This is a genomic window from Pseudomonas sp. A-RE-19 (assembly GCF_019956555.1).
In the GTDB taxonomy this organism is placed as follows: Bacteria; Pseudomonadota; Gammaproteobacteria; order Pseudomonadales; family Pseudomonadaceae; genus Aquipseudomonas.
In genome coordinates this window covers 41,951-67,962 of sequence record NZ_JAHBDQ010000001.1, presented here as the reverse complement: position 1 = coordinate 67,962, position 26,012 = coordinate 41,951, and the positions used below count along the sequence as shown (strand labels likewise).

The 26,012-nt window shown below is 60.5% G+C and carries 20 protein-coding genes; 3 read left to right on the top strand and 17 right to left on the bottom strand.

Annotated elements, in window-relative coordinates; translation table 11 throughout:
* Positions 1-2: 2 nt before the first annotated feature.
* Both KGB14_RS00305 and KGB14_RS00300 read left to right on the top strand, forming a co-directional pair.
* Positions 3-3,149, top strand: coding sequence for an efflux RND transporter permease subunit (locus KGB14_RS00305; RefSeq protein ID WP_223483590.1), 3,147 nt, complete (start codon positions 3-5; stop codon positions 3,147-3,149).
* Positions 3,146-4,543: an efflux transporter outer membrane subunit gene (locus KGB14_RS00300; RefSeq protein ID WP_223483589.1), complete on the top strand. Its 1,398-nt coding sequence runs from the start codon at positions 3,146-3,148 to the stop codon at positions 4,541-4,543. Before KGB14_RS00305 ends, KGB14_RS00300 begins: the two co-directional genes overlap by 4 nt.
* On the opposite strand, the gene KGB14_RS00295 is transcribed toward KGB14_RS00300, so the two are convergent.
* The 9 genes from KGB14_RS00295 to KGB14_RS00255 all read right to left on the bottom strand — a co-directional run bounded on the left by KGB14_RS00295 (position 4,544) and on the right by KGB14_RS00255 (position 15,427).
* Positions 4,544-5,542: a helix-turn-helix domain-containing protein gene (locus KGB14_RS00295; protein ID WP_223483588.1), complete on the bottom strand. Its 999-nt coding sequence runs from the start codon at positions 5,540-5,542 to the stop codon at positions 4,544-4,546.
* Between the two features lie 86 nt (positions 5,543-5,628).
* Complete coding sequence (locus KGB14_RS00290) at positions 5,629-7,107, bottom strand: aldehyde dehydrogenase family protein (protein ID WP_223483587.1); 1,479 nt, start codon at positions 7,105-7,107, stop codon at positions 5,629-5,631.
* A 74-nt stretch (positions 7,108-7,181) separates the two neighbouring features.
* A complete protein-coding gene (locus KGB14_RS00285; RefSeq protein ID WP_223483586.1) occupies positions 7,182-8,030 on the bottom strand; it encodes a VOC family protein in 849 nt (282 codons plus the stop codon).
* 20 nt (positions 8,031-8,050) lie between these two features.
* Complete coding sequence (locus KGB14_RS00280) at positions 8,051-9,697, bottom strand: bifunctional 3-(3-hydroxy-phenyl)propionate/3-hydroxycinnamic acid hydroxylase (RefSeq protein ID WP_223483585.1); 1,647 nt, start codon at positions 9,695-9,697, stop codon at positions 8,051-8,053.
* Positions 9,698-9,718: 21 nt separating this feature from the next.
* Positions 9,719-10,540, bottom strand: a complete 822-nt coding sequence (locus tag KGB14_RS00275; protein WP_223483584.1) for an IclR family transcriptional regulator — start codon at positions 10,538-10,540, stop codon at positions 9,719-9,721.
* Between the two features lie 3 nt (positions 10,541-10,543).
* The gene (locus tag KGB14_RS00270; protein WP_223483583.1) at positions 10,544-11,395 is read right to left on the bottom strand and encodes a fumarylacetoacetate hydrolase family protein; all 852 of its coding nucleotides are present in this window, start codon (positions 11,393-11,395) and stop codon (positions 10,544-10,546) included.
* 304 nt (positions 11,396-11,699) lie between these two features.
* The gene (locus KGB14_RS00265; RefSeq protein WP_223483582.1) at positions 11,700-13,145 is read right to left on the bottom strand and encodes a carotenoid oxygenase family protein; all 1,446 of its coding nucleotides are present in this window, start codon (positions 13,143-13,145) and stop codon (positions 11,700-11,702) included.
* 48 nt (positions 13,146-13,193) lie between these two features.
* Entirely contained in the window at positions 13,194-14,375 is a 1,182-nt protein-coding gene (locus tag KGB14_RS00260) for an MFS transporter (RefSeq protein WP_223483581.1), read from the bottom strand.
* Between the two features lie 59 nt (positions 14,376-14,434).
* A complete protein-coding gene (locus KGB14_RS00255) occupies positions 14,435-15,427 on the bottom strand; it encodes a transporter (RefSeq protein WP_223483580.1) in 993 nt (330 codons plus the stop codon).
* A 245-nt stretch (positions 15,428-15,672) separates the two neighbouring features.
* On the opposite strand from KGB14_RS00255, the gene KGB14_RS00250 reads away from it, so the two are divergent.
* Entirely contained in the window at positions 15,673-16,680 is a 1,008-nt protein-coding gene (locus tag KGB14_RS00250) for an Ldh family oxidoreductase (RefSeq protein ID WP_223483579.1), read from the top strand.
* Positions 16,681-16,803: 123 nt separating this feature from the next.
* Here KGB14_RS00250 and KGB14_RS00245 read toward each other — a convergent pair whose 3' ends face one another.
* From KGB14_RS00245 to KGB14_RS00210, 8 genes are all read right to left on the bottom strand, one after another.
* Complete coding sequence (locus KGB14_RS00245) at positions 16,804-18,384, bottom strand: aldehyde dehydrogenase (NADP(+)) (RefSeq protein WP_223483578.1); 1,581 nt, start codon at positions 18,382-18,384, stop codon at positions 16,804-16,806.
* A 144-nt stretch (positions 18,385-18,528) separates the two neighbouring features.
* Positions 18,529-19,923, bottom strand: coding sequence for a fosfomycin efflux MFS transporter AbaF (gene abaF, locus KGB14_RS00240; RefSeq protein WP_223483577.1), 1,395 nt, complete (start codon positions 19,921-19,923; stop codon positions 18,529-18,531).
* A gap of 71 nt (positions 19,924-19,994) precedes the next feature.
* Positions 19,995-20,912, bottom strand: coding sequence for a dihydrodipicolinate synthase family protein (locus KGB14_RS00235; RefSeq protein ID WP_030132201.1), 918 nt, complete (start codon positions 20,910-20,912; stop codon positions 19,995-19,997).
* A gap of 115 nt (positions 20,913-21,027) precedes the next feature.
* Entirely contained in the window at positions 21,028-22,056 is a 1,029-nt protein-coding gene (locus KGB14_RS00230; protein WP_223483576.1) for a trans-3-hydroxy-L-proline dehydratase, read from the bottom strand.
* Positions 22,057-22,190: 134 nt separating this feature from the next.
* Positions 22,191-22,913 (bottom strand): amino acid ABC transporter ATP-binding protein, encoded by a 723-nt coding sequence (locus tag KGB14_RS00225; RefSeq protein ID WP_223483575.1) that lies wholly within the window; start codon positions 22,911-22,913, stop codon positions 22,191-22,193.
* Positions 22,906-23,556, bottom strand: coding sequence for an amino acid ABC transporter permease (locus KGB14_RS00220; protein ID WP_223483574.1), 651 nt, complete (start codon positions 23,554-23,556; stop codon positions 22,906-22,908). Before KGB14_RS00220 ends, KGB14_RS00225 begins: the two co-directional genes overlap by 8 nt.
* Positions 23,557-23,566: 10 nt before the next feature.
* A complete protein-coding gene (locus tag KGB14_RS00215; protein ID WP_223483573.1) occupies positions 23,567-24,232 on the bottom strand; it encodes an amino acid ABC transporter permease in 666 nt (221 codons plus the stop codon).
* A complete protein-coding gene (locus tag KGB14_RS00210) occupies positions 24,225-26,003 on the bottom strand; it encodes an aconitase X (RefSeq protein WP_223483572.1) in 1,779 nt (592 codons plus the stop codon). Before KGB14_RS00210 ends, KGB14_RS00215 begins: the two co-directional genes overlap by 8 nt.
* Positions 26,004-26,012 lie beyond the last annotated feature (9 nt).

Sequence of the window (26,012 nt, the reverse complement as noted above, 5' to 3'; positions counted from 1 at the left end):
GCATGGCGCGTTTCTTTATCGATCGGCCGATTTTTGCCTGGGTCATCGCCATTGTCATCATGCTCGCCGGGGCCTTGTCGATCAGTCAGTTGCCGCTGGAACAGTACCCGGACATCGCGCCGCCGACGGTTCGTATTTCCGCCACCTACACCGGCGCCTCGGCCAAGACCGTGGAAGACTCGGTGACCCAGGTCATCGAACAGCAGATGAAAGGCCTGGATAACCTCACCTACATGTCGGCCTCCAGCAGCTCGGCGGGCAGTGCCAGCATCAACCTGACCTTCACCGCCGGCACAAACCCGGATGTGGCGCAGATGCAGGTGCAGAACAAGCTGCAACAGGCCGAGTCGCGACTGCCTCAATCGGTACAGAGCGAAGGCTTGACGGTGACCAAGGGCGGTTCGGACTTCCTGATGATTGTCGCCCTGGCTTCCGACAACCCGAGCGTCACCGGCACCCAGATCGGTGACTACATTTCCAGCACCTTGCTCGACGCCATCAGCCGTATCGACGGTGTAGGCGATGTGCAGACATTGGGCTCAGGCTATGCCATGCGCATCTGGCTGGACCCGGCCCTGCTGGAAAAATACGCGTTGATGCCCTCGGACATCAGCAGCGCCCTGGAAGCACAAAACACCGAAGTCTCCGCCGGCCAGCTCGGTGCATTGCCAGCGGTGGCCGGGCAGCAACTGAATGCCACCATCAGTGCCCGCAGCAAACTGCAAACCGCCGAAGAGTTTCGCAATGTCGTGGTCAAGTCCACGAGTGATGGCGCCGTGGTGCTGTTGGGGGATGTGGCGCGAGTCGAGCTGGGCAGTGAAAGCTACGACGTCAGTTCAGCCCTCAACGGCAAGCCCGCCGCCGCCATGGGCGTGCAGTTGGCCGCTGGCGCCAATGCCCTGGAAGTCGGCGAAGCGGTGAAGGCCAAACTCAAGGCGTTGGAGCCGTTCTATCCGACGCAAATGCAGCTGAAGAATGTGATTGCCTACGACACCACGCCCTTTGTCAGCCTGTCCATCGAGGAGGTGGTCAAGTCCTTGGGCGAAGCCATCGTCCTGGTGGTGCTGATCATGTTCCTCTTCTTGCAGAACCTGCGGGCCACGCTGATCCCGGCGATCACCGTGCCGGTGGTGCTGCTCGGTACGTTCGGCGTACTGGCGCTGTTTGGCTACTCGATCAACACCCTGACCATGTTCGCCATGGTCCTGGCCATCGGCCTGCTGGTGGACGACGCGATTGTGGTGGTGGAGAACGTCGAGCGGGTGATGGGCGAACAGGGGCTGTCGGCCCTGGCCGCCACGCGTCAGTCGATGGATGAGATCACCAGCGCCCTGGTCGGCATTGCCCTGGTGCTCAGTGCCGTGTTCATTCCCATGGCGTTTTTTGGCGGCTCTACGGGGATCATCTACCGGCAATTTTCGGTGACCATCGTTTCGGCCATGGTGCTCTCGGTGCTGGTGGCCATGACGCTGACGCCGGCGTTATGCGCGACCCTGCTCAAGCCGTCCGATGCGCTGGGTCACGGTGCTCAAGGCGGGTTCTTCGGTGGGTTCAACCGCACCTTCGAACGCGGCGCCGAGGCCTATAAAGGATGGGTGGGGGCCATTTTTCAGCATGGACGCACAAGTCTGCTGGTCTATGGGCTGGTGGTGCTGGCAATGGCGGCCGGCTATTTCAGCCTGCCGACTTCGTTCCTGCCTGATGAAGACCAGGGCATTCTCATGGCTCAGGTGCAGTTGCCGGTGGGGGCCACGGACAGCCGCACTCAAGCAGTGGTGAAGCAGTTCGAAAGCTACATCCTCGAACAACCGGAAGTCGAGGCGCTGATCAGCATCTCTGGCTTGGGCATGAACGGCAACAGCCAGAACACCGCCCGCGCCTTTATCCGGCTCAAGGACTGGAGCGAGCGGTCGGGGGCAGGGCAGGATTCGGCGTCCATCGCCCAGAGGGCGACCATGGCGCTGTCGAGCATTGGCGATGCCAATGTGTTCGTCATGCAACCCCCGGCTGTGCGGGGCCTGGGACAGTCTTCCGGCTTCGACCTGCAACTCAAGGATCTCGGTGGCCTGGGGCATGATGCGCTGGTGGCGGCGCGGGAGAAGTTTATCGAACTGGCCAACAAAGACCCTCGACTGCTGGGGGTACGCAGCAATGGCCTGGACGACTCACCGCAGCTCAAGGTCAGCATCGACGATCGCAAGGCCGGGGCCTTGAACCTGAGCACCAGCGACATCAATGCCACTTTGTCCACGGCGTTGGGCGGCACTTACGTCAATGACTTCCTCAACCAGGGCCGGGTGAAGAAGGTCTACGTTCAGGGCCAGGCTTCGTCGCGGATGCAGGCGGTCGACCTGGAGCACTGGTTCGTGCGCAACAGCAACAATGAGATGGTGCCTTTTTCCTCATTCGCCAGCAGTTCGTGGAGCTATGGCTCGCCGTTGCTGGAACGCTACAACGGCAACGCGTCGCTGGAGGTGGTCGGCGATCCTGCTCCGGGGGTAAGTTCCGGGGTCGCCATGGATGCGGTGGAAGCGATTATCAAGCAATTGCCGGAAGGCATCGGTTACGAGTGGACCGGGCAGTCCTATCAGTTGCGCCTTTCCGGTTCGCAAGCGCCGTTGCTTTACGGGATATCAGTGCTGTTTGTCTTCCTCTGCCTGGCCGCGCTTTATGAGAGTTGGTCGGTGCCATTCTCGGTGATGCTGGTGGTGCCGTTGGGTGTGGTCGGCGCGGTGCTGGCGACCCGTTTCAGTGGTTTGAGCAACGATGTGTACTTCCAGGTCGGGCTGTTGACCACCGTGGGGTTGGCGGCCAAAAACGCGATTCTGATCGTCGAGTTCGCCAAGCATCTGCAAGAGCAGGGCAACAGCTTGCGGGAGGCGACTCTGATCGCCGTGCGGCAACGCCTGCGGCCCATTCTCATGACGTCCCTGGCGTTCATGTTCGGCGTGCTGCCACTGGCATTGAGTTCCGGTGCCGGCTCCGCCGGTCGCCAGGCCATCGGTACCGGCGTACTGGGCGGCATGTTCAGCGCCACGGTGCTGGGGATCTTCTTCGTACCGCTGTTCTTCGTGCAGATCCGTCGCCGGTTTGGCCGCGTTTCCACGACTTCGACCTCCATCCAATCCACCCAGTCAGGTGATGCATGATCAAGTTTCGCTGGCCACTGCTGGCCGTCTTCGCGCTGCTCGGTGGCTGTATCAATCTGGCGCCGCAGTATGAGCGCCCGCAAGCGCCAGTCTCTGAACAATGGCTGCCGCCCGCCAGCACGCCCAAGGGGGAAGTAAGCGCCGATATCGAGTGGAAGCAGTTCTTCACTGACAGCCGTCTGGCGCGCTTGCAGTCCCTGGCCCTGGCCAACAATCGCGACCTGCGTCTGGCCAGCCTCAACATCGAAAAGGCGCAGGCTCAGTACCGCATCCAGCGAGCCGAGTCTTTGCCTTCGATCGATGCCAGCGTCAGCGGCACTCACAGCCGCACGCCCGGCTCGTTGTCCAACACTGGCTCGGCGGCCACCACTCATGACTACAGTGCGCAACTGGGCCTGAGCAGTTATGAAGTGGATGTGTTCGGGCGGGTACAGAACCTTCAGGACGAAGCGCTGGAAGACTATCTGGCACTGACCGAAACCCGGCGTAGCACGCAGATCAGCCTGGTGGCCGAAGTGGCCACGGCGTGGTTGACCCTGGCGGCTGACAATGAACGCCTGCACCTGGCCCAGGAGACCTTGCGCAGTCAGCAGGCGACCTACGAACTAACCCAGCGCAGCCACGCACTGGGTGGTTCTTCCGGTCTGTCTGTGGCGCAGGCGCAAACCACCGTGGAGTCGGCCCGGGGTGACGCGGCGGTCTATGAAAGCCAGATTCTTCAGGACCGCAATGCCTTGCGCCTGCTGGTCGGCAGCGATATTCCCGAGGAGCTGTTGCCAGGCGCGAACCTGGAATCGGCTGCGGCGCTGGTTCAGGTGCCGGCCGAGCTTCCGTCCAGCCTGTTGCAACGGCGTCCGGATGTGCTGGCCGCCGAACACACGCTCAAGTCGGCCAATATCGACATCGGTGCGGCCCGTGCGGCGTTCTTTCCGAGCATCAGTCTGACGGCCAATGCCGGTTCCTCAAGCTCGGCCTTGTCCGGTCTGTTCAAGTCCGGCAGCGGCGCCTGGACATTCGCCCCGAGCGTCAGCCTGCCGATCTTCGATGGCGGCAGTAACCGCGCGACGCTGGACTCGGCCAAGACCGAGCGCGAGATCCAGGTGCAGACCTACCAGCAAACGCTGCAAAGCGCCTTCAAGGAAGTGGCCGATGCCTTGGCGGTGCGCAGCACACTGGATCGACGCATCGCGGCCCAGCAAGCGTTGACCGACGCCAGCTGCAAAAGCTTCGAACTGTCCGACGCCCTGTACCGTGGCGGTTCGCAAAGTTATCTCGAAGCCCTGGACGCCCAGCGTTCACTCTACAGCGCGCAGCAGGACCTGATCACCCTGCGTCTGACCGAGCAGAGCAACCGGGTGACGTTGTACAAGGTGATGGGCGGCGGGTGGAATTGATTATGCGGCAGTCGATTTCACTCTGATGTCGTTCGCGGTATCACGGAATAGCCGAGGTGACATGCCGAACGTCGATTTGAAGTGCCTGCTGAAATGGGAACTGCTGCCGTAGCCCCAGGCATAGGCAATTTCGGTGAGCGAGCGATGGGCATGTTCCCGGTTGCGCAGATCTTCGGCGCAGCGCGACAAACGCCGTTGCCAGATGTATTCGCTGACGCTGCAACCCAGTTCATCCTGGAACGCTCGATGCAAGCTGCGCACCGAGCACTGTTCGGCGTTGGCGATGCGTTCGATGGTCAGGTCGCGGTCGGCCAGGTGACGCTCGATATAGGCCTTGAGGCGGTTCTGCTTGAAGAAGCGGAAGTCGTGTTCGAGTTGCTTTTCTTCCTGTTTGTTCTTCAGAACGTTATCCAGAAGCCCGGCGATGCTGTCGCCGATCAGCCCGGCCGAGTTGCTGTTGAGCAAGGGGTATTGGTTGTAGGCATCGCTGATCAAATGCATCAGCATGCGGCCCAGTCCATTACGACCGTTAAGGTGCACATCGCCTGTTCGCGCGGGCTGTCCGGGCGTCCCCTGGAACAGCAGGATGAAGTGTTCGCAGCCTTGAGTGCTGGTAACGCTGAAAGGTTTGCCACAGTCGACCAATAGCATTTCGTCAGGTGCCAATACGCTGCTTTGTTGACTTTGCTCGAAATGACTGACGCCAGCAATCTGCAGTATCAACATGCGTGGGGTGTCGAGCGAGTCGACCGCTTTGCTCAGATGGCGTGAATATCGATGGGCACTGGCGGTCATTCGACAGAAGCGCAACTGACCCAAATCTCCATACTCCAGTCGTCCCTGAAAGTTGCTGTCATGCAACGGGTCGATGACCGTCGACTCCAGGCGTTTTATATACTCCGGCGTGCGGCCCAGGTGATCACTCATGAACTCTTTCCACTTCATCAGTCGGTCGGAGCGAACGATCTGATCGGTAGACACACAGGCTAAGTTGTTCATTTTTCGCCTCTTTTTTATTGTTATTTGCTGACTGGGCAAAGGGTCAAAACTTGCCCAATCCTGGCAGGGTCAATGTTGGCAAATGATCAGAAAGGGTAGTGATGGCCTCCAGGCTGCCAGGTGACCCAATGGGCACGGGTGAACTCATCCAGGGCGTAATGACCATTGAAGCGTCCGAGGCCGGAGTTCTTTTCACCACCGAAGGGTGCATTGGGCTGATCATCGACGGTGATGTCGTTGATATGAGTCATTCCCGCCACAATGCCACGGGCAAAGTTCAAGCCGCGGGCCATGTCCCGGGTGAACACTGCGCTGGACAGGCCGTACTCGCTGGCGTTAGCCAACGCCAGGGCATGGGTTTCGTTTTCTGCGATCAGCAGCGGCAGCAATGGCCCGAACGTTTCATCGCGCGCCAATTCCTGATCGGCTCCCACTTCACCGAATACATGGGCGGGCAGCACCAGCCCGGATGCCTGACCGCCACAAAGCCGTTTCAGGCCAGCGCTCTGGGCCGTATCGATCTTACGCAGCAAGCCATCGAGCTGGTTCTGATTGACCACCGGCCCGATCACGGTATCTGCCTTGGCGGGGTCGCCAGTCTTGAGGTTGCGCACGCGCTCCACCACCAGCGCCGAAAAGTCTGCATAAAGCGAGCGGTCGACGATCACTCGGTTGACGCTCATGCAGATCTGGCCTTGGTGCAGGAAGCGCCCGACCACTGCGGCGTGGGCCGCTATCTCAATGTCCGCATCATCCAGGACCACCAGGGGAGCGTTGCCGCCCAGTTCCAGCGCCACGCGTTTGATGTGTTTGCCACCGGTTGCAATGCGGCCGACATTGCGACCGACATCGGTTGAGCCGGTAAACGAGATCAGGCTCGGCACTGGATGTCCGACGAAAGCGTCGCCAATCTCCGAACCCGCGCCGACCACGACATTGAGCGAACCATTCGGGAAGCCTGCTTCTTCGAACAGATGGGCAATCAGCAGGCCGCCGGTCACCGCCGTGTCGCTGGCGGGTTTGAGCACGATCGTATTGCCCAGCGCGAGTGCAGGCACCACCGAACGCATACTCAGGTACAAGGGAAAGTTCCACGGGCTGATCACACCGACCACACCCAGGGGTTCACGAAAGACAAAGCTCTGTTCGCCGGGCTTGTAGCTCGTCAGGATCCGTCCTTCAACCTGCATCGGCAACGCTGCGCACTCACGAACAAGGTTCAGCGTGAACTGCCATTCCATGCTCGCCTTGATACGGGTGCTACCGGACTCACGAATGAGCCAGTCGATGATTTCTTCGCTGCGGTTCTGGATGACGTGCGCCAGTTTTTCAAGTTGTGCGCTGCGCTGTGTCGGGTGCAGCTGTGCCCACGCCGTTTGCGCACGATGTGCAGCCTGATAGGCATCATCGAGATCGGCAATCGATGCCAGCGGCATCTCCAGCAGCTGTTCGCCATTGAAGGGGTTACGGTCATCCAGGCGTCGAGAGGAGCGACCTGCGCACCAGGTGCCGTTGATGTATTGGTCGCCATTGATGGCGTAGGGGGCGAGCTGTTGAGTCGTCATAGTCTTACCTTCGCAGGCAGGTGGCCGCGTCGTTCAAGGAAGTTGAGGGTGCAAACGCTGTAGGTGAAAAGTGCTCAACTCCTGATCCAGGCGCGTCCCCAGGAGTTGAGCGTGTATTCCTCCTGTGGCCAGACACCGGGTTGGCGGGAGGCATCGGTTACTTCGAGCTCGGCCGAGAACTCCAGGCGGTTGCGATCGGCATCGACCACCATGAAAAAAAGATTGTTGCCCGGCCCATGTCGGCCAGGGCCGAAGAAGAGGGTGATACGTTCCTTGGCGAAGCGATCACCCCAGTCACGGATGTCATTCCATTCGTTGGTTTCGTAACAATGGTGATCCCATTCGTTTTTCGAGCCGCGGAAAAACGCCAACGTATGATGCTCATCGTCCGAGCGCAGGAAACACGTCATGAGCTGGCCGGTCTGCTCATCGACGACATTGTCCGAGACGGTAAACCCCACCGTATTGACGTAGAAATCGATCATGGCTTCCAGTTCAGTGGTCTGGAATACCACGTGCTGCAGGCGGCCGGGCATGCCTGATCGATCGGCCCGGGTATCGTCGCGAGCCACGCCAAATAGTGTTTCCCGGCCCTGAGGGTCACGAATCAGAAAGGCCCCCGGATCGAGCAACGGCGAGTCAATGTCTTCGACAGCACAGCCGTTCTCGATCAGGCGAACGCGCAGCTCTCCCAGTCGAGCCTGATTACCCAGGTCAAAAGCTGCCGCGAGCAGACCACAGTGGTCGGCAGGAGACACGAGCATGGCGCGTTGCGGGCCGCTGAGTATCCAGCTGCCGTCGGCCTGCGCCAGGCTGTCCATATCCAGCATCCGCCGATAGAAATCGATTTGCCGTTGCGGCTCTTTGCTCGCCAGGTGCAGGTAGCACAGGCGTGCGGGTGTGGAAGTCTGGAGTGTTTGCATAAACACCTCTGTGGCTGGGTTCAATGAAAGACGGGGGCGATGCCCGGCTCGATTTCGCTGCTTCTCGCCATGGCGATGCCCAACAGCGACTGCAACGATTCGGCCGCCGTTGTTTCCGTGGCCCTGTCGAAGATGGCGGCGATATAGCGATCAGGGCGCAGCAGTAAAAACTTGTTTGAATCGCCCAGTATTCCTTTGAGCAAACCCTCACGGTCCTGGAGCACCGTGCAGCCAGGAATCGAAGGCATGGTGTTGACGTGCTCGGGAAGGATCAGGATGCGTTTGGCTTCAAGATGGTCCCAGAGGTCATGCTTGAGTTCATCGATACGTTGGCCGGTAGGCTCACCGTATTGAATCAAGGCGAAGCCGGCGCCGATGGCTTCGTCGAGAAGACGTTCGTGGCCATGGGAATCGGTGAGCATCGGTTGAGGGAACATCTGCCCGCAAGACAGTTTCCCAGCTTCACCTTTGGTGAGTACCAACCCTTTGGTGAACCGGGGTTTAGGCTTGAAGCGCATTTGCAGGAAATAGTCCCGCAACGGTGGCAGCAAGCCGATCAGGGCGAATGCAGCGCTTATCAGACGAGCGCGCAGGATGGTCGCCGGTGCCATGACCACACCGAGGTTCAAGGCCAGTTTGATCAGCGCCCACGCATGATCGCGACGCTCGCTTTCATAAGACAGCAGGGCGGTTTCAGCCATTTTTCCCTTCAGCACGCCGATCAGCTTCCAGCCCAGATTGTGCGCATCGCGAACACCGCTGTTCATGCCCTGTCCGGCATAGGGCGGGGTCAGATGCGCGGCATCGCCGGCGAGAAACACGCGGTCGACCTGCCACCGCTCGGCGACCCGGGCGTGAAAGGTGTAAACAGTCTTGCGCACGATGGAAACCGGGGCATCACCCTTGAATGGGCGAAGTAACGCCTGCAGGCGAGTATCGCTGAGCACCTGCTCATCCGTTTCATCCGGCTTGAGCAGGAACTCGAATCGGCGAGTACGGTGGGGGCCTGGCACTTCGACGACGGGACGTCTTGCATCGCAATACACGCGTGTTTGCCAGAACGGGTCGTCATCCTGATCGGTATCGACCACCAGCCAGCGCGAGGAGAAGCTCGACCCGACCATCTCAATCCCGAGTTGCTTGCGCACCGGGCTACGGCCGCCGTCGCAGGCAACCAGATAGGCAGCGCTGACGTCTATCATCTCGCCATCGGCGTTACGGATCAGTGCGCGTACGCCGTGCTGGTCTTGACTGAATTCCAGCAGCTCATGGCCGAACCATGCCTTCAGACTGGCAAAGCGTTCGAGGCCTGTCTTGAGAGTCCGCTCGAACAGCGGTTGGCGAAATGCATTGCGCTTGGGGAACCCATACAACTTGCCGGTAGGCTCGACTTTGCCGAAGCAGCGGCCGCCGGGGCGAGTGAAATAATGCACGCCGTAGCCAGGAACCACATCACGCAACACGGCTTCATCCAGCCCGATGGCCTGCATGGTGCGCAAGGACTCGTCATCGATCGAAACGGCCCGGGGCTCGGTCACGGTGCCGGGCTTGCGATCAATGATCAGGGTGTCCACAGCGGCCTGGCCAAGCAGGTTAGCGAGGGTCAGTCCGGTAGGACCGGCACCGATGATCAGTACCTGGGTGGTGAAACTTTTGAGGGTTGTCATTGTTATTCCCTTCCAGATGGCTCAGTCCAGTTGCCTGGGACGGTTGGCGAGCGCAGCCATGCGCTGCGACAGGTCCTGCGCCAGGGCGAGAATCTGCTGTCCTTGTCCCTCTTCCTGAGCACTGTCACGTTCTTGAATCGGGCGAACGCAGCTGATGCTGCCGACGACCTTGCCATCGCCGTCGAAGATCGGTGCCGCGAGGCCATAGACCCCAGCGTCGACCTCGCCTGCACTGGCGACATAACCCTGACGACGCAATTGCTGCAGCGAACGGCGAAACTGTTCCCAGGTCTGGCCAAGGTTGCTGGCGCGCACCTCGTCGGGTTTCTCCAGAAATAGCTGACTGTGTTGACGCGAGGTCATGTTGGCGAGGATCGCCTTGGAGGTCGCACCCAGAAGCAAGGGTCTGGGTGAACCGCGGGAATAGCTGACCTCACTGAACAAGTCGCCGTGCTGATGAATACAGACGACCTGGTCCTTGAACAGCCGGCAGATCAGCCAGACTTGTTGCTCGCTCCACCGTGGGAAGCTCGGCTCCAGTGACTGTGCGGCGCGCACCAAAGGGTCGCTTAGCCGCAATTGACGGTCCCAGGTAATGATCCGGGCACCGAGCGCGTAACGCCCGGCTTCGACCTGGAACAACAAGTTCGCCTCGGCCAGTTCGCGCACGTAGCGGTAAATAGTCGAACGGGTGAATCCCAATGCACCGCCCATGTCGTCGACAGCCCAGATAGGGCTCTCTTCGGTGAACAGGTCGAGTACCCGCAGCATGCGCTCCAGGCTTGAACCTTTGGTGTCGGCATCCTGTTCTGGCAGTTGTTCCGATGGGTGTAGTTTGGCCATGGTTTACTGCTCGTCACATATGCTGTTGCGCAGGATGCCGATTCGAGAGATTTCGATCTCGACTTCATCGCCTGGCTTCATCCACACCGGCGGCTCACGGAACGCGCCGACGCCACCGGTGGTGCCACTGACAATGACGTCGCCGGGGGCCAGCTCGGTGAAGGTGGAGCAGTATTCAATCAGCTTGCGTACATCGAAAATCATGTCGCTGGTGCTGGTGTGCTGCATCACTTCGCCATTCAGGCGAGTGGTCAATTCCAGGTCCTGTGGGTCACCGATCTCATCGCTGGTGACTAACCAAGGGCCGAAACCGCCGGTGTTAGGGAAGTTCTTGCCCGGTACGAACTGAATGGTGTGCTTCTGCCAGTCGCGGACACTGCCGTCGTTGTAGCAGGCGTAACCGGCTACATAGTCCAGCGCGTCGGCTTGCTTGACGTGACGTGCCGTTTTACCGATCACCACGGCCAGCTCGCCCTCAAAATCAAGCTTGTGCGAGGCCTTTGGGCGAATGATGGGTTGCAGGTGGGCGGTCTGGCTGTCGGCGAAGCGGGTAAAAATCATCGGGTAGGTCGGCATCTCACGACCGGTTTCGCGCACATGAGTGGCGTAGTTGATGCCAATGCACAGCACCTTGCCCGGGTTCTGGATGACGGGCAGGAAAGTCACTTCAGTCAGAGGGATGCGCGGCAGGTTCGCCAGGGCGACGCTGGTCAGCTCGCCCAGGCGATTGTTGGCAATGGCTTGCTTGAGATCGGTGCCGAAGGTTGGCTTGAGCGATTCCAGATCAATGACCTGATCGCCTTCGACGACGCCGTAGGTGCTACGACCTTGCACAATAAAGCTCGCGAGTTTCATGGAGTCTCCTTAGAGAGTGGTGCATGCGCACGGGATGCAATGAGGGTTAATCTAGTCTTGCAGATAAATCCTGTAAAGTAGGATTTGTGCATAAATCCTAAAATATGAAATTTTTGTAAAGTTGGCAGTTTTTTGCGGACCGAAGGATCGAGGGAAAAAGGGAGATGAGGAAGGTGTGCCACCCGTACGGTATGCGGATGGCAACGATGTTGTGCGAGGTTGGAAACGGGACGAGGGCTTAATACCCGTCAGCGATCCGTAGCAGCGGGCGGGACCTGCATTCGGCAACACGACACAGAATGCGTCAGCTCGGTGCCCAGCACCCGTGCAGCGACATGCGCATCCGGAACGGGATTTTGATTCGCGCAATCGGGCCACTTTCCATGTCACGAGAGTCCAGAACGACGAGCTCGCTACGGCCCTCTGCGATGAGATTGAGCAGGGAAACGACATAGCCATCGGCTTCCTCTGCATCTGGGGAGCGCGGAATGAAAATGGGCTCCTGGAAGCATCCGCTGTCACCGGGAAACCAGGCGTCGGTGGTTCCTGTTTTCAGGTTCACGTGAGCCAGCAAGTTGAAAAACTGAAACGGTATCGGTCCATTCTCGGGGTTGTAGGGGCGCTGCGGATCAAAGGCGAGCAGGAAGCCGTGCCCGTACTTTCGACCGATGTAGCGGTCATCACACCTTGGAAACTCGCAGGGGTAGTCAGTCAGTGGCTGCGGTTGAATGTCGTCCTGCGAACCGTTCAGGTCAAAGGTCCAGCGCATCAGGCTGGCAGCCAGCGTTTCAGGCGGTGGGACATAACCGTCCGCCTGGGGGAAGAAGTAGAAGATGTTCCCGCCGGTGACCGGCATATCGACGTAAACCTTGTCATCCTCATCGAACGCATTGAGCGTATGCCCCTGGAAACCTTCCTTGGGGCCCTTGAACCAACGAACGTCCTGCGTGCTCCCGTTGCGTGGCACGACAGCGAAAAGTTGAGGTAAATCGGGTTGCCATTGAAAGTGCGGCCCCCCGTTTTTCATGCGTTCGATGTCCACTGTTAACGGAATGAGTGGGAACACGACGTAGCGTTCGGTTACCGCGAAATCATGAACCATGGCTGCATAAGGTGCCTGGAACCAGATCTCATGCAGCAGCTTTCCGTCCGGCGAGAGTTCGAAATAGGCCAGGTCAGGCGTGCCTTCTCCTTTGGCTTCATAGCTGAATGCCAGGAGGTTTCCTGTTGCCGGGTCGAGCTTGGGGTGTGCGGTGAACGTCGCTGATTTGATCTGCCCGTCAAAATTCCATTCGCCGAGGGTCTCCAGCGTTTCGAGATCCATTGCCCAAGGCATGGCATCTTCCTTGAGTGCAAGCAGGACGCCGTTGTGTGGTACGACGGTTGTGTTCGCGGTGGTGTTGTTCTTCGCCGCAAGCGGATCATTGGTGTAGGCGTTTCGATAGAGACCATTGAGCGAACGACCTTCACGACGCTGGGCCAGCAACCGATCCGTCTTCACGTAGCGACGTCGCAGCGAAACCTTGCCGTTTGCGAAGTAGAACCCGCTGACCATTCCGTCACCGTTGAAAAAGATATCGGTGCCCAGCATCGGTGGGTACTGCGGGTCTGGCGCGACCTGATAAAAAGTCCCACGGATCGAGGCGGGAAGGGCACCTTCAATCTCGAGATCGAACACTTCTGCTTCTACGCGGCTGGGCGTATAGAGCGCACCGGAAAACTCAGGGGTTTGAGGGAATGGAATAGTCATCAGGTCATCTCATTAATAGGCGGTTTCGTTCAGGTTCAGGGTGAGCGTTCAGACCGATTGGGGGGACATTGCCGGCTCGGCCGGCTTCACGCCTCGACGAAAGCGTGCAACGACCAGACACGAGATAATCAAGGCTGCCAAATAGGCTGAGGCGGCCAGCCATCCGACGGCCCGGAAGTGTCCCTCACCGACGACAAGTGCTGCACCAAACGGGCCGAGCCCCTGGCCGATAAAAATGGCGGCGTTACCCAAACCCGCCAGTCGACCGGAAGGGTCCAGTTCTGCCGCCATGGACAGCAGGTAAGGCAGGCTGAAAAACCACACCATATGGATCAGGCAGGCAGTGGCGGCAAAAGCAACGGCACTATCGCCATAGACCATGACCAGGGTCGCCAGCAACGCTGTGCCGAAGCTCAATAGTTGTGGAAACAGCAAGCCCAGGCGACGTCCGATCAGCCCGGCAAGACCTGCTCCAAGGGCGCCGGCAAGGATGCTGCCTCCGAGAATGCCACCAATCTGCTGCGGCTCCAGGCCAATGCTTTTGCCGATGCGCTCCTGGTAAACCCACAGGGCGGAATGTCCGAAAAACAGCAGCGCAAACAGCATGATCAACAGGATGGACGTGAGACCAAATGGCGGAGTCGAGAGGTTGGCCGAACGGTGTGTTTCCGGGTAGCGCTTGGGCACCCTCCGGCAACCCAACGCCGCTAGCACGCTGGTGATGGCCAATAGGGAAAACGCACCATTCACGCCGAATGTTTGCACGATCATGGGCATGGAGGTCACCAGCAGCATGCCCCAGAGCAGATTGCCGATATTGATGACGGCGAACGTTGCATCTTTAGACGTGCGCAGTGCTGCTGTAGCGTAGACAACCGCCATAACAGCGCCGCCGCTTGCGCCGCAGATCATTCTGCAAATGAGTAGCCAAGTCTGACTGTGCAGTTGAGTGCTGGCCAGATTGCCTGACGCCAGGATCAACAATGCAACCAGGGCGAAGCGGCGCCGGTCGATGCTCGCCATGAACAGGGCGCAAACACCGCACGCGATGGCCATCGCAATAAGCTCTGTTGCGAAAATGGCGCCTATTGCATTGAGCGGCAAGCCGAGTTGATCGATCAACGCGCCACCCAGAATAGGCTGGATTTGCAGCGTCCCTAGGGAAATGACCATCATCAGGCAAATAGCGCCCAATGATTTTTTGCTGTCGATGGAGTCGAGCGCGTTCATGAAGCATCACCTCGGGTCAGAAGGCCCGCTCCTCATGCAGGAGCGGGCGCACACGTCAGTCAGAACTTGTGAACGTAACGAACCTGCACCTGGTAATCCGCTCGGGAGCGGTTTTCGACGCCGGTCTCTTTATAGGTGTTCAGCCAAAAGGCTTTGTCTTCGGTGATTTTCCAGAACAGGCCCGGGCCAATGCCCAATACCTTTTCCCGAGAATTGCTCAGCCTGCCTCCGTTGACCTCGTCATCCGATATCTGCCTGAAGTAGTACCCGTTGATGCCGACCGAGACCTTTGGGATCACTTCATACGAGGCCGTGAAGTTGGCCCACGCCGACTGTCCTGCCTGGGTGTCACGTACGGATTGCCCTTCGAAATATTGCGCCGAGCTGCTGGCGGGGTCGTCGTTCTTGAAGTTGTACAGGTACTGCAACCTCCAGCTCACCTCCCAGCGCGGTGCGGGCATCCAGGTCGCTGCCCAGTAGGGGTTCAGAGAGAAGTAGTTGGAGCCTGGGTTCAGGTCTTTATGTTTGTCGTATTTACCCGTTGGCAGGATGGTATCGAAGGCCACACGCTGCACAAAAACCGGCCTGCCGTGGGCGTCGACGATCGGATCGAACTGGACCTGAGGCCCAACCGTGATGTCACCAAGGCCGGTGGCGTTATCCTGGAGCTTGGCACCGTTGTCTCCGAAGTCGCCGTCCAGCGAGACGATGGGCACCAACAAACTCCAGCCCAGGTGCGCACCGCCCCCGATGGTGTCGGGTGAGTAATAGCTCAGCTGATTGATCAGCGTGATGACGTTGATCTTCGGATTATCAAAGGCGCCATTATCCTTGCCTGCATTGTCCCTGATGCTGCTTGCGGTGCTGAATTTCAGATAGGTCTGATGCGTCAACCCGGGTGGTCCCGCAAAACCATCGTAAAAACTGGTGCCGCCCAGGTTGATGCCGCTGGGCTGGTTCACCGAGGGGGGTGGAGGGCCATCTGCTGCATGTGCGGCAAATGATGCGAAGGTGAGTGCCAGGCAGGCTGGCAGGGATTTTGTCAGGCTCATCGCAGTGGCTCTATTCTTGGAATTGTGAGCGGGGTAACTTCCCCTGGCGCTTCGACTTTAATTCCTGGGTATACGTGATGCTTGAGCATAACGGCCAGAGTTGACTGAGCGTGCCATGATGCAAGACGACCGCAGCCCGCCCCTTCACCACCCCTGTGCCAATATCGTCACCCCCCGCGCCAAAACCCATCAAGCCACCTTCTTGCAAATAGACCACCCTGACCGGTCTGTCCAAGGAGATGAGCATGATCCGACTGACCCTGATCGAAGCCTGTGAACTGGCCGAATCGATCCTGTTGCACAACGGTTTTAATCTGGCCCATGCGCAAGCGGTGGCGGCGACGGTGATCGCCGGCGAGCGCGATGGCTGTGCCTCTCACGGGTTGTACCGGATTCTGGGCTGCGTGAATTCCCTGCGGGCCGGCAAGGTGTCGGCCGATGCCGAGCCGCAGGTGATCGACCAGGCGCCGTCGATCGTGCGGGTGGATGCCGGTGGTGGTTTTTCGCAGTTGGCGTTTCAGGCGGGGCTTGGGTTGCTGGCGGAGAAAACCCGGGCCAACGGGATTGCGGCGTTGGCGATCAATCGCTGTGTGCATTTCTCGGCGCTGTGGGTGGAGATCGAGCAGTTGACCGCCGCCGGGTTGGTGGCGCTGGCGTGCAATCCGAGTCATGCCTGGGTGGCACCCGCCGGGGGACGTGTGCCGGTGTTCGGCACCAATCCCATTGCCTTTGGCTGGCCGCGTGCAGGTCAGGATCCGTTTGTATTCGACTTTGCCACCAGTGCGATTGCCCGGGGTGATATCGAGTTGCATCGGCGTGCCGGCAAGGCGATTCCCGAGGGTTGGGGCGTGGACGCTGAGGGCCGACCGAGCACCGATGCCAACGTCGTGCTCGACAGCGGCGCGATGCTCACGTTCGGCGGGCACAAGGGCTCGGCGCTGGCGGCAATGGTGGAGTTGATCGCCGGGCCTTTGATCGGTGATTTGACCAGTGCCGAGTCGCTGGCCTATGACGCGGGCAGCAAGTCGTCGCCGTACCATGGCGAGTTGATCATCGCGCTGGATCCGCGCCGTTTTCTGGGGGCGGCCACCGAGGAACATTTGGCCCGGGCCGAAGTGTTGTTTCAGGGCATTGAAGGGCAGGGTGCACGCTTGCCGTCGCAACGGCGTTATGCGGCGCGGGCACGCAGTGTGGTGGAGGGGGTGCAGATTCCCGAGGCGCTGTACAAAGACCTGAAAGCGTTGCTGGCTTGAATGAAACGGGCGCCCACTCCTGTGGGAGCGAGCCTGCTCGCGATGAGGGTATCGGATTCAACATTTTCGTTGACTGACACACCGCTATCGCGAGCAGGCTCGCTCCCACAGGAGGTCGTGTTGTTAAACCGGTTCGCGGTGGCTGTTGCCATCAACCAGTCGCGCAATGCCCAACGGGTTGGCGTTTTTCAGGGCGTCGGGCAACAAGGCGTCGGGGCAGTTCTGGTAGCACACCGGGCGCAGGAAGCGCTCGATAGCCAGGCTGCCGACCGACGTGCCACGGGCGTCGGAGGTTGCCGGGTAGGGGCCGCCATGCACCATGGCATCGCAGACTTCGACGCCGGTGGGGTAGCCGTTGAACAGCACGCGGCCGACCTTTTGTTCCAGCAGTACCAGCAGATCGGCGTGTTCCTTCAAGTCCTGTGCTTCGCCAATCAACGTGGCGGTGAGCTGACCGTGCAAACTGTTCAGCGCTTGTCGCAACTCGGCCTTGTCGGCCACTTCGACGACGAGGGTGGTCGGGCCGAACACTTCTTCCTGCAACAGCGGATCACCTTTGAACAGCAGACTGACATCGGCCTTGAACAGTTGCGGCCGCGCTTGATTGCCGTGTTGGTCCTGGCCTGCCAGGCGGGTTATTCCCGGATGGTCGAGCAAGGCCTGCACGCCTTTTTCGTAACTGCCGAGGGTGCCGGCATTGAGCATGGTTTGCGCCGGTTGTTCGGCCATCAAAGTACTGAGCGATGTGATGAAAGCGCTGAAGTGGGGTGAGCGCATACCGATCACCAACCCCGGATTGGTGCAGAACTGACCGCAACCCTGGACCACCGACGCCACCAGTTCACCGGCAATTTTCTCGCCACGCGCGAGCAAGGCTTCAGGCAATACCAGCACCGGGTTGATGCTGCTCATTTCGGCGAACACCGGGATCGGTTGTGGCCGGGCGGCGGCCATGTCACAGAGGGCGCGACCACCTTTTAACGAGCCGGTAAAACCGACAGCCTGAATCGCCGGATGCTTGACCAGCGCTTCGCCGACGCCCGCGCCGTAGATCATGTTGAACACACCTTTGGGCATGTCGGTTTGCTCGGCGGCGCGGATGATTGCGTCGGCCACGCGTTCGGCGGTCGCCATGTGTCCGCTGTGGGCCTTGAACACCACCGGGCAACCGGCGGCCAGGGCGGCAGCGGTGTCGCCGCCAGCGGTGGAAAAGGCCAGCGGGAAATTACTGGCGCCGAACACGGCCACCGGACCGACGCCGATCCGGTATTGGCGCAGGTCGACCCGTGGCAGTGGCTGACGTTCGGGCAAGGCACGGTCGATGCGCGCACCATAGAAATTGCCCCGGCGCAGAACCTGGGCGAACAGGCGCATTTGGCCGCTGGTACGGTTGCGTTCACCTTGAATGCGCCCGGTCGGCAGCGCCGTTTCGCGGGTGACCAGAGCGACGAATTCATCATCCAGCGCATCCAGTTGCGCGGCGATGGCCTCAAGAAACTCTGCACGGCGAGTCGCCGGCAGATTGCGGAAGGCCGGGTAGGCCGCCGCCGCAGCTTGGGCGGCGGCGTCCACTTCCTCGGCGGTGGCTTGCATGAACGAGTAGGCCAGCGCTTCGCCGGTGCTGGCGTCGTGGCTGCGCAGGGTGATGCTGCCAGCGGCGCTGCGGGCGCCGCCGATGTAGTTGTGGCCAATGATCTGGGGCATGGAAAACTCCTATCAAAAAAGATGACCGGGATCTGTAGGAGCGAGCGGTGCGGCGATCCGACTTGCCCGCGAAGACGGTGTGTCAGACAACATCAATGGTGAATGTCGGACCGTCTTCGCGGGCAAGCCTCGCTCCTACAGGGTTCAGGCCAATGAATCACCCCGGCGTGTGGCCGGCGCGGCGCTATCGAGGGCAGCAATGCGCGCAGCGGATTCGGCATCCACCTGGTGCAACGACTTGCCACGGGTTTCCCGGGTCAGGCCGACGGCGACGATGGAGATCAACGCGGCGCCCACCAGGTACCAGGCGATGGGTGTCGAGCTGTGATATTTGTTGAGCAAGGTGATGGCGATCAGCGGTGCCAGGGAACCGGCGAAGATCGGCGCCACCTGATAACACAGTGAAAGGGCGGTGTAGCGCACATGGGTCGGGAACATCTCGGCCATCAGCGCCGAGTAAGGCGCGTAGGTCATCGACTCGATGCCCAGGCCCAGAATGATCGCCGCCATGATCAGCCAGTTGTTGCCAGTCTCCATCATCGGAAAACCGATAAAGCCCCAGAATGCGGTGAGCACTGCGCCGGTCAGGTAGATCGGTTTGCGCCCGACGATATCCGACAAATACCCCATCAACGGAATCAGGAAAAAGTGCACCAGGTGCGCACCGAACATCAGCAGCAGAATTTCCGAGGTGTCCTTGTGCACCACCAGTTTCAGGTAGGTGATTGAAAAGGTGACTACGGTGTAATAGAGGATGTTCTCGGCAAAGCGTGCGCCAATCCCGACCAGCACGGCGCGCCAGTGATGACGCAGCACTTCGACCACGCCCAGCTGTTGCTGCTTGGTCTGCGCTTGACGGGCCTGGGCTTGTTTGAAGATCGGCGCGTCATCGACGCTGGTGCGAATCCAGTAGCCGATCAGCACCACCACCGCCGAGAACCAGAACGCCACGCGCCAGCCCCAGGCGAGGAATTGTTCCTCCGACAGGTTCGACGACAACAGCAACAGCGCGACGGTGGCCACCAGGTTACCGGCCGGCACCCCGGCTTGCGGCCAACTGGCCCAGAAGCCTCGGCGATTGTCCGGGCAGTGTTCGGACACCAGCAGAATTGCACCGCCCCATTCACCGCCAAAGGCAAAGCCCTGGATCAGCCGCAGCAACACCAATAACACTGGCGCGGCATAGCCGATGCTGTCGAAACCGGGCAGGCAACCCATCAGAAAAGTCGTGATGCCGACCACCACCAGGCTCAGTTGCAGCAGACGCTTGCGACCGAACTTGTCACCGTAGTGACCGAACACCAGACCGCCCAATGGGCGGGCGAGAAAGCCGACCGCGTACAGGGCGAAGGCGGCGATGATGCCGTCAATCGGGCTGTCGGTCTGGCGGAAGAACAACTGGCCGAAGACCAGCGCCGAGGCGGTGCCGTAGAGAAAGAATTCGTACCACTCGGCGACAGTGCCGGCCATGGCAGCGGCCACTACGCGTTTGAGTCCCGAGGGGGTGGTTGCGCTTTGCGTGTGTAGAGGATTGGACATGCTGGCGTTTCCTGTAGAGGCGCAAAAACAGGCAGCCGGGCCGGGTCCGCAAAGACCCGCCCGGCAATCACTCAGAGACCGACGTCTGGCAACTCCGGACGATTGGCCAGGGCCTTGGCCATGATCTGCTCGACGAACACCCGATCGGCTTCCGGCAGTGCCAGGCGTGGCGGACGGGTCAGCGCGCTGCCGCGACCGGCAATGGCTTCGCAGAGCTTGATGCACTGCACCAGGTCGGCACGGGCGTCGAGGTGCAGGATCGGCATCAGCCATTCGTAGATCGGCATGGCTTCGGCGAAGCGACCGGCCTTGGCCAGGCGGAAGATGGTCTCGCCTTCTTTCGGGAACACGTTCGACATGCCCGAGACCCAGCCTTCGGCACCCACCGCGATGCTTTCCAGCACCACGTCGTCCAAACCTGCGAACAGTACGAAACGGTCGCCGACTTCATTGCGCACGTCGATGAAACGACGGGTGTCGCCGGACGAATCCTTGAAGCACACCACGTTGTCGCAGTCGGCCAGGGAAATCAGGATGTCCGGGGTGACGTCGTTTTTGTAGATCGGCGGGTTGTTGTAGACCATCAGCGGTACGTCGGCGTTTTTCGCCACGTAGCGGTAATGCTCGGCGGTCTCGAACGGTTTGGAGCCGTAGACCAGCGCCGGCATCAGCATCACGCCGTCGACACCGACCCGGCGCACAGCATTGGCGACCTTGGCCGCTTGCACGCTGGTGAACTCGGCCACACCACAGATCACTGGCACGCGGCCCCGGGAGGCGTCGACCGCGACTTCGGTCACGGCGATTTTTTCTTCGGCGGTCAATGAGGTGTTTTCCCCCACCGAACCGCACACCACCAGGCCCGATACGCCGTCACGGATCACGTTGGAAATCACCTGATGGGTTTTTTCCAGGTTGATGGTGAAGTCATCGTTGAATTGAGTGGTCACCGCGGGGAAGACGCCACTCCAGTTAATACGCTTGCTCATTGTTGCCTCCGGTTCGTTAATTGTATTTCGTATACGATATTTTAAATGCTAAGGATTCTGCTAGTGTTTTTTTCAATTAGTCAGGGTTTTTGGTAGCCGTTGGTCTGGGGGAGTTTCAGGCACCCGGCCAGGTGTCTGACAGGCGATAGCCCTGTGGCCACGGATCGCTCGGGTCGAGCAGCAATTGGTGGGTGCCGGTGATCCAGGCCCGGCCGGAAATGCACGGGTAAATCGCCGGGCGTCCGGCCACTTCGGTCAGGGAATCGATGCGGCAGTGGAATTCGGAACCGATGATCGAACGCCCAATAAAACGCTCGCCCACTTGCATCAAGCCCTTGGCCTGCAGCACCGCCATGCGCGCCGAGCAGCCGGTGCCGGTGGGCGAGCGGTCGATCTTGCCGGGTTGAATCACCACCGCATTGGAGCCAGTAGCGATGCCATTTTCAACGACGATGGGCGCGGCAATCTGGCAGAAGGAAATATGTGACCACTCGGGGTTCAGCGGATGGACGAAGCCCAGTTGTTCATTGGCCGCGCGAGTGATTTTCAACCCGACCGCCACCAGGTCGGCAGCCTCATCAGGACGAATGGAAAAGCCCAGGCGTTCGGCGTCGGCGATCACAAAACTGTCGCCGCCATACGCGGTGTCGACCTGCAATGAGCCGAGGCCTTCGACTTCGATCCAGGCGTCGAGGCGGTCAGCGAAGGAGGGCACGTTCTTGATTTCAACCCGCTCGACCTTGCCATCACGGCAGTCGGCCACGGCCTCGATCAGGCCGCCGGGGGCTTCGAGCACCAGCCGGGTTTGCGGTTCGGTCATCGGCAGGATGCCGCTGTCCAGCAGCACCGTGGCGACGCACAGCGAGTTGGAGCCGGACATCGGTGGCGTGTCCGCCGGTTCCATGATGATCCAGGCCATCTGCGCCCGAGGGGCCTTGGCCGGCACCAGCAGGTTGACGTGGCGGAATACACCGCCGCGAGGTTCGTTGAGCACGAAGTTGCGCAGTGTCTGATCCTTGGCGATCCAGCGCGATTGTTCCCACACAGTGGCGCCCGGTGGTGGGGCGACGCCGCCGACGATCACATCGCCGACTTCGCCTTCGGCGTGGCAGCTGACTACATGAATGACTTTTGATGAGCGCATTGCCTGCTCCTTGTTTTGTCTGTTAGGGCCCCATCGCGGGCAAGCCCGCTCCCACAGGGTTTGGCGGTGTACCTAAAATCGGTGACCGACGCAGGCCACTGTGGGAGCGAGCCTGCTCGCGATGAGGTCAGTTGCTATTTCACCGATTTCAGAAAAGCCGCCGTTTCCGCATGCACCGGGTTACCGATCACCTGATCCGGCGAGCCGATCTCGTGCACCAGGCCATTGCGAAAGAACGCCACGCGGTCGGAGACATCGCGGGCAAAGCGGATTTCGTGGGTCACCAGCACCATGGTCATGCCGTCTTCGGCGAGCATGCGCATGGTGTCCAATACCTCGCCGACCAATTGCGGGTCGAGGGCCGACGTGGCTTCGTCGAACAGCATGTAATCCGGCGACATCGCCAAGGCGCGGGCGATGGCCATGCGTTGCTGCTGACCGCCGGACAACTTGCCGGGGAAGGTCTTGAGCTTGTCGGCAAGGCCCACGTGGGTCAGTTGCTGCACCGCCAATTCCTCGGCTTCGGTCTTGCTTTTGCCCAAGACTTTGCGCGGTGCCAGCATCACGTTTTCCAGCACGGTGAGGTGGGGGAAGGCATTCCATTGCTGGAACACGATGCCGATTTTCTGCCGCAGGCGATTGAGGTCGGTGGCGCTGTGATGGACCTCGACGCCGTCGACGCGGATGTTGCCTTTCTGGATCGGTTCCAGGCCGTTGATGCACATCAGCAGGGTCGATTTGCCGGAGCCCGAGCCGCCGATGATCGACACCACCTCGCCCTTGTTCACCGTCAGGCTGACACCCTTGACCACGGCGAGGTCGCCGAAGGATTTATGTACGTTGTCGATCTCAATCATTTTCTTGCCACCTTCTTTCCAGACGAGCGCCCAGGCGTGCGACCACCAGGCTCATGACGTAGTAAATAAGGCCCGCGATGCACAGCACCAGCAACGGTTCCTGGATGCGGGTGACGATGGTTTGCGAGGCGCGCAGCAGTTCGACGATGCCGATCCACATCACCAACGCGGTGTCTTTCATCACGCCGAGCACCAGGTTCAGCCAGCCGGGGAAAGCCACCCGGGTAGCCATCGGCAGGACGATCCAGCGCAGGTCCTGCAGGAAGCTCAGGCCCAGCGAGCGACTGGCCCGGCGCAGGGTGAACGGCACCGAAAGCACACCTGCGCGCACGATCTCGGTGAAGTACGCGGCGGCGTAAACCCCCAGCACGATGCAGCCGACGCTGAAGGCGCTGATGTTCAAGCCGACGATGCTTTTGAGCGAATTGAACAGCACGAACTGGATCAACAGCGGCACGCTGCGAAACACGTCCAGCACCCAGGCCAGGGGCAGACTGGCCCGCGGCAACAAGGCCCGCAGCAGGCCGAAGATCAAACCGGCCAAGGAGCCGAGGATGATCGACCAGAACGTCAGTTGCAGCGTGACCCAGGCGCCATTGAGCAGGAACAACAGGTCATTGGAGGAAAAACCGGTGGAGAACATGCACAGCTCCTCAGTAACGGAACAACCGCCAGGCCATCAGCCGGGCTGTCGCGACGATCGCCTTGGCAATCAGGTAATACAGCGCTGCTGCGATGGCGAAGTACTCGAAGGTGCGGAACGTCTTGACGTTGTAATCCTGGGTCACGCCGGTCAGGTCATTGTTCAGCCCGACGATCACCCCCAGCGACGTCATCAGCACCGCCCAGACCATTTGATTGGTCAGCGGGTAGAAGACGATCCGCAGCAACTGCGGGACGATGATCATGCGATAGGCCTGAAAGGCACTCATGCCCAGCGAACGTGCGGCGCGCACTTGCGTGTCCGGGACGGCCTTGAGGCCACCGCGAAAGTTCTCCGCCAGGTACCCGGCATTGTTGAAGGTGATCCCGGCCAGCAGGGCGAACCATGAGCTGACGTGCATGCCCAGCGAGCCGAGGCCGAAGTAGAGGATGTAGATCTGGAACAGCGACGGGGTGTTGCGCGCGATCGATACCCAGCCGTTGCCGATGCCGCGCAGCAGCGGTTTTTTGCTTTCGCGCATCACGGTCAGGGCCAGGGCAATCAGTACGCCGAAGATCATCGACAGCGCCGCGGTCTCGAAGGTGACCAGGGCACCGGCGAGCATGTCCGGCAGGGCGCGCAGCGCTGAGCGCCATTGGAAGCTGTAGTCAAACATGCGCAGGGTTCTCCATCAGGGCGGCAGGTTGTAGCCACGCCGGCAGGCGCCCGCTGGCGGTGGCATTGCAGGCGGCATCGACGCATTCTTTGAGGCTGGCGAAATGCACCTTGCGGCCCACCAGACCGGGTGCGTAATGGGCGTATTTGCCGGAGTTGGTCATCAGGGTTTTTGCGGCCGGCGGGATCACCGGTTCGCCGAGCATGCACCAGCAGGTATCGGTGACCAGGGTGGCGCCGAACGCTTCGATCACGGCGATATGCCCGGCTTCGCGAGCCTGTTCCAGCACGGCGCGGCCGCAGGTAATGGCGAGGACCACGTCAGGATGTTTGTGCCGACCGAGGCACAGCCGCGCGAGGTGGGCGAACTCGCCGAGGGAGAAATGCGGATTGCCCAGCGAGACCACATCCACTCGGTTGTCGCGGGCACTGTTGAGTTCGCGCCAGCTGACCAGCAGGTCCTTCAAGAGGATGTGTTCCACCGGCACCGGGTTATCCGTATCCAACACCTGATACGGGTCGAGTGCTTCCGGCGTTACCCCGGCGATATGGAACAGTGGTGCGGCGGACGTGGTGGCAAATGCCGCGCCGAAAGCTTTGAGGTCGTCCAGGCTTGGCTTGCGGGTTTCCAACCCGCGCACCAGCGGAATCCGGCTGCCCGCCAGTGCGCCGATGTGGTAACCGAGCAGCGGGTAGAAAGCATCGTCCAGTTCACTCAAGGCGGGCAACTCGATCTGCAGTCGGGCCTTGCGTTGCGCGTCCAGGTGGCAACCGATCAATGGTGCGCGACCGGTCAGCGCGATGCAGATGTCCAGGTAGTCCGGGTATTTCAAGGTGTGTGCGCCGAGCACGCTGTTGGCGTAAACCACCGCATTGGATTCGGCCCAGACGATCTGCTCGCCAGCCTTCGGCGCGCTGTCGAGCAGGTAGGGCGCGCAGGTGAAACTGAGCTGTGCACCCATCGCCATATAGGCATCGCCCAAGGCACTGGCCGGTTCACCGAGGGCCGGGTCGATGCCCAGCTCGCGCCAGCGGCGCTGGTCCACGGAAATCGAATTGAGGGTGGTGGGCACCCGCACTGTGGCGCCCCATTGCACCAACTGTCGGGCAAAACGCAGGCTCGCCGGTCCCGTGTAGATGCAGCCGTCGATGTGCGCCTGGGTGACGTCCACCAGACTGAGCGCACCTTGCAGTTCGGCCATGCGCAGGACGATCTGCATGGCCACCTGCGCGGCCTTGCCATGCTGGCCGTTGAGCAGCGCCTGGTCGTGTTCGGTGAGTTCGATCGCGGTGGCGATATCGGTGCTCGGCAATGGGCTGTCGAGTGCCTGCCAGGCATCGCCCGGCAGGTGCTCGAACAGGCTCAGCGTTGTGTCCTCGACCCGAGCGAAAGCCTTGCCGCGCAGGGCGGCGAAGGCCTCCCGGCCGATGCACAGCACCGGCAGGGAACGCTCGAAAATGGTCTGTGCCACGAGCACGCCCAGGGTCAGGATCTCATCGGGCTCGGCCAGCACCAGTGCGGCCGGTGCGTGACCGTTGCTGATCAGTTCCATCAACACGCTACTGCCGGTGCACGAGCCGCGACCGCTGGGGATGGCCAGCACGCGGCCGGCCAGGTATTCGCCGCTGAGAGGGTGGTGACGGTCAATGATCTCGCCGCTATACGGATCGACCCCGCCCCAGAAACTCAGGCCCATATCGGCGAACAGCAGGGCGCCCTGGGCGGCGCCCGTGACCAGGCTGCGACCGGTCAGAGAAGTGGGCCTAGGCATGCCGGACAT

Excerpts from the sequence above, each read along its gene's own strand:
- KGB14_RS00305 (WP_223483590.1), top strand. The coding sequence starts at position 3 with ATGGCGCGTTTCTTTATCGATCGGCCGATTTTTGCCTGGGTCATCGCC.
- KGB14_RS00300 (WP_223483589.1), top strand. The coding sequence starts at position 3,146 with ATGATCAAGTTTCGCTGGCCACTGCTGGCCGTCTTCGCGCTGCTCGGT.
- KGB14_RS00295 (WP_223483588.1), bottom strand. The coding sequence starts at position 5,542 with ATGAACAACTTAGCCTGTGTGTCTACCGATCAGATCGTTCGCTCCGAC.
- KGB14_RS00290 (WP_223483587.1), bottom strand. The coding sequence starts at position 7,107 with ATGACGACTCAACAGCTCGCCCCCTACGCCATCAATGGCGACCAATAC.
- KGB14_RS00285 (WP_223483586.1), bottom strand. The coding sequence starts at position 8,030 with ATGCAAACACTCCAGACTTCCACACCCGCACGCCTGTGCTACCTGCAC.
- KGB14_RS00280 (WP_223483585.1), bottom strand. The coding sequence starts at position 9,697 with ATGACAACCCTCAAAAGTTTCACCACCCAGGTACTGATCATCGGTGCC.
- KGB14_RS00275 (WP_223483584.1), bottom strand. The coding sequence starts at position 10,540 with ATGGCCAAACTACACCCATCGGAACAACTGCCAGAACAGGATGCCGAC.
- KGB14_RS00270 (WP_223483583.1), bottom strand. The coding sequence starts at position 11,395 with ATGAAACTCGCGAGCTTTATTGTGCAAGGTCGTAGCACCTACGGCGTC.
- KGB14_RS00265 (WP_223483582.1), bottom strand. The coding sequence starts at position 13,145 with ATGACTATTCCATTCCCTCAAACCCCTGAGTTTTCCGGTGCGCTCTAT.
- KGB14_RS00260 (WP_223483581.1), bottom strand. The coding sequence starts at position 14,375 with ATGAACGCGCTCGACTCCATCGACAGCAAAAAATCATTGGGCGCTATT.
- KGB14_RS00255 (WP_223483580.1), bottom strand. The coding sequence starts at position 15,427 with ATGAGCCTGACAAAATCCCTGCCAGCCTGCCTGGCACTCACCTTCGCA.
- KGB14_RS00250 (WP_223483579.1), top strand. The coding sequence starts at position 15,673 with ATGATCCGACTGACCCTGATCGAAGCCTGTGAACTGGCCGAATCGATC.
- KGB14_RS00245 (WP_223483578.1), bottom strand. The coding sequence starts at position 18,384 with ATGCCCCAGATCATTGGCCACAACTACATCGGCGGCGCCCGCAGCGCC.
- abaF (WP_223483577.1), bottom strand. The coding sequence starts at position 19,923 with ATGTCCAATCCTCTACACACGCAAAGCGCAACCACCCCCTCGGGACTC.
- KGB14_RS00235 (WP_030132201.1), bottom strand. The coding sequence starts at position 20,912 with ATGAGCAAGCGTATTAACTGGAGTGGCGTCTTCCCCGCGGTGACCACT.
- KGB14_RS00230 (WP_223483576.1), bottom strand. The coding sequence starts at position 22,056 with ATGCGCTCATCAAAAGTCATTCATGTAGTCAGCTGCCACGCCGAAGGC.
- KGB14_RS00225 (WP_223483575.1), bottom strand. The coding sequence starts at position 22,913 with ATGATTGAGATCGACAACGTACATAAATCCTTCGGCGACCTCGCCGTG.
- KGB14_RS00220 (WP_223483574.1), bottom strand. The coding sequence starts at position 23,556 with ATGTTCTCCACCGGTTTTTCCTCCAATGACCTGTTGTTCCTGCTCAAT.
- KGB14_RS00215 (WP_223483573.1), bottom strand. The coding sequence starts at position 24,232 with ATGTTTGACTACAGCTTCCAATGGCGCTCAGCGCTGCGCGCCCTGCCG.
- KGB14_RS00210 (WP_223483572.1), bottom strand. The coding sequence starts at position 26,003 with ATGCCTAGGCCCACTTCTCTGACCGGTCGCAGCCTGGTCACGGGCGCC.